We start from the raw sequence: 6,656 nt of genomic DNA, 5'->3' as shown, positions 1-6,656 counted from the left end.
CTAGGGCCTGTTAACACATCCGAAGTCCATCAGCGACGAGCACGAAGCTGATGAAGCCCAGGAACATGAGGTCGAGTTTCTCGAACCGCGAGAAGATACGGCGATAGCCTTTGAGTCGACGGAACAACCGCTCCACCTCATTGCGGCGCTTGTACATCTCGCGGTCGTAGTCCCACGGTTCGTTCCGCGTCTTCATTGGTGGCACCACCGGAATGAAACCCAGATCCAGTGCCAGCTGCCGTGTCTCGTTGCCTTCGTAGGCGCGGTCCATCAACAAATGCACCGGCCTGCTGGCGGGCCCAAGACTGCTGAGCAGGCGCCGGCCTTCGGGTGCGTCGTGTGCCTGCCCAGGCGAGAGGCAAAACGTTACGGCCGTTCGAGCATCCGCGGCAACCATATGAATCTTGGTGTTCCATCCGCCTCGGGACTTTCCGATGGCTTGTGGGCCGTTTTTTTTAGTGCCCCCGTGCCGTCGGGATGGACCTTGATGCTTGTGGAGTCCAGCGAGACGGCTTCGATCCTGATACGCACGACTTGCGCACGCTGCAACTCCTCGAACATGCGATCCAGGACGCCAGCTTTGGTCCAGCGATTCATGCGCGTGTAAATCGTGTGCCAGTTGCCGAAGCGTTTGGGCAGTCCGCGCCACTTGCAACCATGTTCGGCCACATAAAGGATCGCATTGACCACCTGCAGATTGCTCAGGCTGACGTTGCCACGCTGCCTGGGCAGGCAGTGTTCGATGGTAGCGAATTGTTCGGGCGTGATCTCCATGTCGGAGATTTTCTGGCGCAATCGTCGCCGTCGCCATTAGTGTTAACACGCCCTAGCTGGGGGGGATTTGGCTCTGAGCATGGGGGGATTGCTGAAATCCCCCCATGCTCAGACCTCTTCGAGGCTCAGAGTTCGGGAATGCCCAGCGAGCGGAGATACGAATAGGTCGGATCATAGAAACTCTCCGACCGTGTTGGATCCTCCGTATCACCCTCTGGAACCACCAGAACCATGCCTTGTCGGGCGCGGGTCAAAAGGACGCGGTATGCGTTTTCAAGGTAACGCTTGCGTTCCACCTTGTTGATCCGGTTCCATCGAGAGCCTCGGAATTGGTGATGCGACCATGCGTCGCCATGAACACGCAAGTCACCATCCCACACCACACAAGCCCAGTCCAACTCAAGCCCCTGAACCTGGAATTCGGTGGCCACATCCTCCAAGTAGAAAGACGATCGGGTGTCCTCGTTGCCATCCAGGAACCACTTCACGGGATCGGTTTTCACGCGCACGTCAATGGCGTGAGGCTTCAATCGCTCGGCCTGTGAGGACACGACGATGCCATATCGCTCGGTGCCACGAGCCTGTTGCTTCAGCCACCGCTTCGCCCGGTGCAGATCACGTGTGAGCACAATCGGATATTTGTGTTGAAGCCCCGAGAGGGTTTGCCGTGCAGATGCGATCTCGAAATTCAGCACCTCCTTGACGAAGCGACTCAAGGACTCGGCACGGAACGAGCGCATGGACGTGGCCAGATGCAGTGACGTGTTCTGCACAGTGTCTGATTTATCAAGGATGGCCCTCAAGGCGTCGCTGGGTTGCTCGTCGATCAACTGCGGTGACAAGTGCACCTTCCATGATGGGAATCTACGCAGCAGGGCGGTGAGCCATTCGTCGATGCCGCCTTCACCCGTGTTGATCTCTTGGCCGCTGCCAACGAGGCACACAATCACGGCCCAGTTGTCATGCCGATCCAGACAGGAAATCAAGAACTCGGGCTCTGACTGGTTGAAACCAACCTGCCCCTTCTTGCGTTGCATGAAGGCACTGGTCTGCGCCAGATCCCACGCACGTTGGGCTTCATCAAAAAGCACCACATGCTCAGGCGGAGCGCCGTGATCGCGGAGGTATTCGTCGCGAAAGTGGTGAACGTTTTGGATGAAGGCCTCAACCTCTTTCTTGGCTTCACTCTTGAGAATGCGGGTGCCTTCACTGGCTGCACGCTCAACCCTATCGCGTATCAATGCTTCTCTTAAAACGGCCACCAGCGGACCGTTACCCGACAAGAAGACGCTGTATGTATCGCTGTCGGCATCGAGGTGGCGGTTCGCGACATTCAACCCAACCAATGTTTTGCCCGCTCCCGGCACGCCTGTGACAAAGCAGATGCACTTTTGCCCACGTTGACGTGCTTCGTCAATGATCTGATCTATGGCGTGCGTGGTCTCAGCCAGATTTTGTGCACCAGCATCATTGCGTGAGACGTCTTCAACCCTGTGCCCCGCGTAGAGGGCACGGGCTGCTTCCACAATGGTTGGGGTCGGCATGTAGCGGCCCTGCTCCCATCGCTGAACATCAATCCGTGTTGCCGTAGTGGTGGTGATGGCATCGATGAGCAGCGATGCAAGTTGGCTGGTGGCTGCGCAGACGGGCAGGTAAAGGCCATCGTTATGGATGGTTTGCTCAAGGTTGTACGCCCGAGGCGATGCCTCGGTTGCGATCAACACCGGCAAGACATGGATGTGGTGACTCGATTCGTGGAAGTATTTGAAGTCGAGTGCGTAATCCCAGACCTGATTGATGGCCGATCGATCAAAGTGGGATTCCCCAACTTTGAACTCCAAAATGACCATGAGGGGGCCGGTCAGCAGCACGACATCCGCCCGACGACCCAGCCGTGGGACGGTCAACTCAAAGTAGATGCGGCCGTCGGCAATCAACTCAGCTGGCAGGGCCAAGGACTTCAATACTTGTATTTGCTGAGTCCAGGCGTTGCGTTGAGTGAGTTCGACATCACCTTCCGAAGTCCGCAGCAAGGCCCCGAGAATGGCATCAGCGTCTTGTGCCAAAAAGTCGCGCAAAGGTGCGCTGTACATCCAGCGTCGGATCGCGCGAATGCTATCGAGAGGCTGCTGCATCTTCCATCCTGTTTTTGTTTGTTCTTGTCATGCTGGCTGGCTCAATCAGGTCTGCGGCCTTCCTGGCTTCTTGAACACTTCTTTTTCATGCCAATGCAAGAACTCAGCCCTCGGGTAGTAGTCCTTGCTTTGCGGCAGGATGATCCCGGCACCATGAAAGCCCAGCAGCATCTTGCGTGATGCCTCGCCTGACACGGCATGCTGGCTGAACACCATGCTGTACGTGTCGGGCAGGATGGTGAAGGCACCCAGATCGAACACCTTGTGATGCAGGGCGCACAGCGCCAGGCCGTTAGCTTCGATGTCAGGCCCCTTGGCCTGGAACCACTTGATGTGCGCGGCCTCCAGGCCTGCCGTGATGTTGCCGATGCGCAGGTCGAAGCCGCACACGCAGCAGCGGTACTCGTAGGCGCGCAGCACGCGCTCGCGGAACCGTGGGTCACGGCGTGCAGACTGTCGATCGCTGTCGGTGGATTCCCCTGTGCGTGGTGCGCTCAGGTCCAGCCCAATGGCTGACAGGATGTCGCCGTGCAGCGTTTCGGGGAAGTGAGCGTCCAGCAGTTGGTGGGCCAGTTGGGCGCGCAAGGCCGGGTCGCGTCGCAGGGCGGCGTCCACCTCGGGCGCGAAGCCTCCAGCGATGTGCAGCTTGCGCAGGTCGGTGAGGTTGGGCGTGGCGCCTGCGGGGCGGTTGAGGAAGTCGGCCGGGCCGTCGAGTTCCCAGACGCCATCGGTGGCCAGATGCCAGAAGGGATAGTGTCGGGAGTTGGGTGCGCTGCTGGGGCCGAACTCGGCCAGCAGGCTCTTGAAGGGACCTTCGATGTCTTCGAAGGTGACCATGCGTGGGGCATCCTGAGCGATGCGGGCCAGGGCCAGCAGGATCAACAGTGGCTTGTGAACGGCACGTTGTTCACCGCGCTGAAACACGCGGATGCGGTCAAAGGCTTTCAGGACGTCCTGGCTGTGGAGTGTCATCGCTCAACGAGGTGTCGGTGTACCAAGGCATTCAACCACGTTTGGGTCTGGCCAGGTCGCTGGTCGGTGGTCAGCCAGGTCTCCACACGTACGATACCTTGCAGTGGGTTCAGCCATTCGGACAACCGGTCCTGATTGGCGTCCGTGAAAGCCCTGCCCGACTCATCCACGCGCTCTGCTTGCCCCAGTTTGTAGCTGGCGTACACCACGCCACCGGTTTTGAGCGTCTGCCAGAGCTTCCGCCACACATCAGGCTGTTCGCGGGCTGGCACATGCAAGAGGCTGGCGCAGGCCCAGATGGCATCGAAACGTGCGGTGTCGTCCAAGTCCTGAAAGCGCATCACCTTGACGGGGATGCCAGCGTGCTGCGAAGCCAGTTGCGCGAACTCAGGACTGGCGTCAAAGGCTTCTACCGCATAGCCGCGTTGCAGAAAGGCCAGCGCATCACGTCCTGAGCCACAGCCCGCATCCAGAATGAGTCCACCCGCACGCACATGCGGCAGGAAGCGTGCGTACAGCGGGGTCATGTCCACCGCGCGGGTGGCTTGGGCGTAGGCCTCGGCGTGGTGGGTGTAGTAGCCGAGGCTCACTGGGCTGCTGGGCGTGTTCATGCCAGTATTGTGTGTGCCCTTTTTTGGGGCTTGGCTGTGTGGTGCGATGTGTGAGTCGGCAAGGAGTTGGAGACGGTGAGTGTCTTCAAAAAAAACCGGAAAGATCCTTGGCAGTGCCGTCAAGCGCCCAGGCCAGCTCGATGCCCAGGTCGTGAAGCTGTTCGGCGATGCACTGCACGGCCCCCCAGATCGTGAAAGCGCATGAGCATGAGATCGGCTCTGCCGCGAAGCCTGCGGTGGCCTGGAGTGGGCGTGCGCTGCAGGCCACACCGCCGATGCGGTGGTGGTGGCGTTGGAGAGGCGGTTGGGCGTGGCATTCATAAAGCGATCAACCGTACGATTGACGGTGTGATTGATGGGGCGGATAATCTGACTCTTTCCTAGCGACAGATAGAGGGTCAGATATGTCTCACCTCAGTGCCAATGATCTCAAGACGGGCGGTGTAGCGGCCATCGCTGCGGCCTTGGCCGAGCAGCCCGAGGTCATCATTTCGGTGCGGGGCAAGGATCGCTTCGTGGTGATGGACATGGAGCATTACCACTACTTGCGCGAGTGTGAGCTGGATGCTGCCCTGGCGCAGAGCCAGGCCGATGTGGCGGCTGGTCGTTTTGTAGCGGAGTCAGCCCAGGCTCATGTCGCACGTCTGGACGCCATGCTGGTTGCAGGCGCGTCTCACCAAGCTCCCCGCCGCAAGGCTTGAACATGCCTTATCAGCTCGTCTTCACCGACGATTACATGCGCCGTGCGCTCCGTTTTCTGAAACGTCACCCCGAGTTGAAAGCCCAGTACGCCAAAACCCTGGCCCTGCTGGAGGCCAATCCTCACCATCCTTCGCTGCGCTTACATGCTTTGTCAGGACGGTTGGCGGGGTTGCATTCGGTGTCGATCAACCTGTCGTATCGCATCACGCTGGAGTTGCTCATTCGCGATCAACAGGTCATCCCGATCAATGTGGGTGACCATGACACTCATCGGTCGGTCAGCTCAAGAATTGCTGCATTGACGGGTTCAAGCTGATCGTTGTCAAAGGAATGATTTAGACCTACTATTCATTCATATGACAACGATGCCACGCAAGCAGCCCGTCCCGGTTCTCATCCAGCATGCGCTGTTGCGCCTGGGTGAGCGCGTGAAGGTGGCCCGCAAGGCGAGGCAGATGACCCAGGCCGAGTTGGCGCAGCTGGCATGCGTTGGCATCAGCACGGTGGCCTCCATTGAGGGGGGCTTCGATGGCATTGCCTTTGGCAACGTCCTGAAGGTGCTCGACGCCATGGGTTTGCTCGCGCAGGCGGACGAGCTGTTCTCACTCCAGAGCGACCCCGAGATCGCAGCGTATGCCCGCAGCGCGCTGGCGGGCGCAAAGGACTGACGCATGGCCCGCGCGTGAGTTCGTGGCCATGTCGCTGGCGGGCAGCGTCGGGCTCACGGTGCCAAAGATCGCGTTGCGCACGCACGGCGCCCACCAGGTGTTCATGATCGAGCGGTTCGACCGAGACGGCGATCCGGCTTGCCCACAACGTCGGCTCTTTGCCAGCGCGCATGCTGTGCTGCAGCTGGCACCCTCGGCCGTTCGCGGTGATCCACGGCGCTCGTATCTGCACTTGGCGGATGCGATGAGGCGGTGGGGTGCAGGGGAGACGCCAGAGCTTTGGAGGCGCATGGTCTTCAATGCACTGGTTGGCAATATTGACGATCACCCCCGCAACCATGGCTTGCTTCATGATGGACACGGGTGGCGCTTGTCACCGGCCTTTGACATCACGCCGATGTTCACCGTGCGCCATGGTGATCGCCCCAGTCTTTCCATGGCCACAGGGCTGGATGGCCACGGCGAGACAGGGCTCGGCCGCTTTCTGGGCGTGGCTGCGCACTTCGGGCTTGAGGTGGAGGCGGCCGCAGCGTGGCTGTCATCGGCAGCACAAACCGTAGCGAGCCAATGGGAGCCCCTCATGCGCGAGGCGCTGGCACCGCTGCCGGGTGTGCACGATGAGGTGGTCGAATCGGTGCGATGGTCGTTTCGGCTGGCGTCTGAAATCGAGTCCAGACCAGATGACCTGGCCATGGCCGTGGAGGCGGCGAAGCAGGCCCGAACGCGACGCAGGTCCAACAGACGCTGAGTGCTGTCGGCCTAGAGGGGGCTGGTGTTGCCGGGTGTCATGACTG

The 6,656-nt window shown here is 60.0% G+C and carries 9 protein-coding genes; 5 read left to right on the top strand and 4 right to left on the bottom strand.

Annotation, left to right across the window (positions count from 1 at the left end):
- Window positions 1–10: 10 nt before the first annotated feature.
- From WIT60_RS15005 to WIT60_RS14990, 4 genes are all read right to left on the bottom strand, one after another.
- A protein-coding gene (locus tag WIT60_RS15005; protein ID WP_339583436.1) for an IS5 family transposase occupies window positions 11–774 on the bottom strand; the annotation gives its coding sequence in 2 pieces (ribosomal slippage) (window positions 11–459 and window positions 459–774; 765 coding nt in all).
- 125 nt (window positions 775–899) lie between these two features.
- Window positions 900–2,909 carry a DUF2075 domain-containing protein gene (locus WIT60_RS15000; protein ID WP_339584684.1) on the bottom strand — a complete coding sequence of 670 codons (2,010 nt, stop codon included), beginning with the start codon at window positions 2,907–2,909 and terminating at the stop codon, window positions 900–902.
- 45 nt (window positions 2,910–2,954) lie between these two features.
- Window positions 2,955–3,881: a phosphorothioated DNA-binding restriction endonuclease gene (locus WIT60_RS14995; protein WP_339584683.1), complete on the bottom strand. Its 927-nt coding sequence runs from the start codon at window positions 3,879–3,881 to the stop codon at window positions 2,955–2,957.
- The gene (locus WIT60_RS14990; RefSeq protein WP_339584682.1) at window positions 3,878–4,492 is read right to left on the bottom strand and encodes a class I SAM-dependent methyltransferase; all 615 of its coding nucleotides are present in this window, start codon (window positions 4,490–4,492) and stop codon (window positions 3,878–3,880) included. Before WIT60_RS14990 ends, WIT60_RS14995 begins: the two co-directional genes overlap by 4 nt.
- 79 nt (window positions 4,493–4,571) lie before the next feature.
- Here WIT60_RS14990 and WIT60_RS14985 point away from each other — a divergent pair, with 79 nt between their 5' ends.
- From WIT60_RS14985 to WIT60_RS14965, 5 genes are all read left to right on the top strand, one after another.
- On the top strand, window positions 4,572–4,697 hold the full coding sequence (locus tag WIT60_RS14985; protein ID WP_339584681.1) for a hypothetical protein: 126 nt from the start codon (window positions 4,572–4,574) through the stop codon (window positions 4,695–4,697).
- 199 nt (window positions 4,698–4,896) lie between these two features.
- A complete protein-coding gene (locus tag WIT60_RS14980) occupies window positions 4,897–5,193 on the top strand; it encodes a hypothetical protein (RefSeq protein ID WP_339584680.1) in 297 nt (98 codons plus the stop codon).
- A 2-nt stretch (window positions 5,194–5,195) separates the two neighbouring features.
- Window positions 5,196–5,510, top strand: coding sequence for a type II toxin-antitoxin system RelE/ParE family toxin (locus tag WIT60_RS14975; RefSeq protein ID WP_339584679.1), 315 nt, complete (start codon window positions 5,196–5,198; stop codon window positions 5,508–5,510).
- 49 nt (window positions 5,511–5,559) lie between these two features.
- Window positions 5,560–5,862 carry a helix-turn-helix domain-containing protein gene (locus WIT60_RS14970; RefSeq protein WP_339584678.1) on the top strand — a complete coding sequence of 101 codons (303 nt, stop codon included), beginning with the start codon at window positions 5,560–5,562 and terminating at the stop codon, window positions 5,860–5,862.
- Complete coding sequence (locus tag WIT60_RS14965; RefSeq protein ID WP_339584677.1) at window positions 5,828–6,610, top strand: HipA domain-containing protein; 783 nt, start codon at window positions 5,828–5,830, stop codon at window positions 6,608–6,610. Before WIT60_RS14970 ends, WIT60_RS14965 begins: the two co-directional genes overlap by 35 nt.
- The last annotated feature ends 46 nt before the right edge of the window (window positions 6,611–6,656 follow it).

Origin of the sequence: Aquabacterium sp. G14, assembly GCF_037482285.1 — a bacterium.
GTDB lineage: Bacteria > Pseudomonadota > Gammaproteobacteria > Burkholderiales > Burkholderiaceae_C > Aquabacterium.
This window is presented reverse-complemented; position numbering and strand designations above follow the sequence as displayed.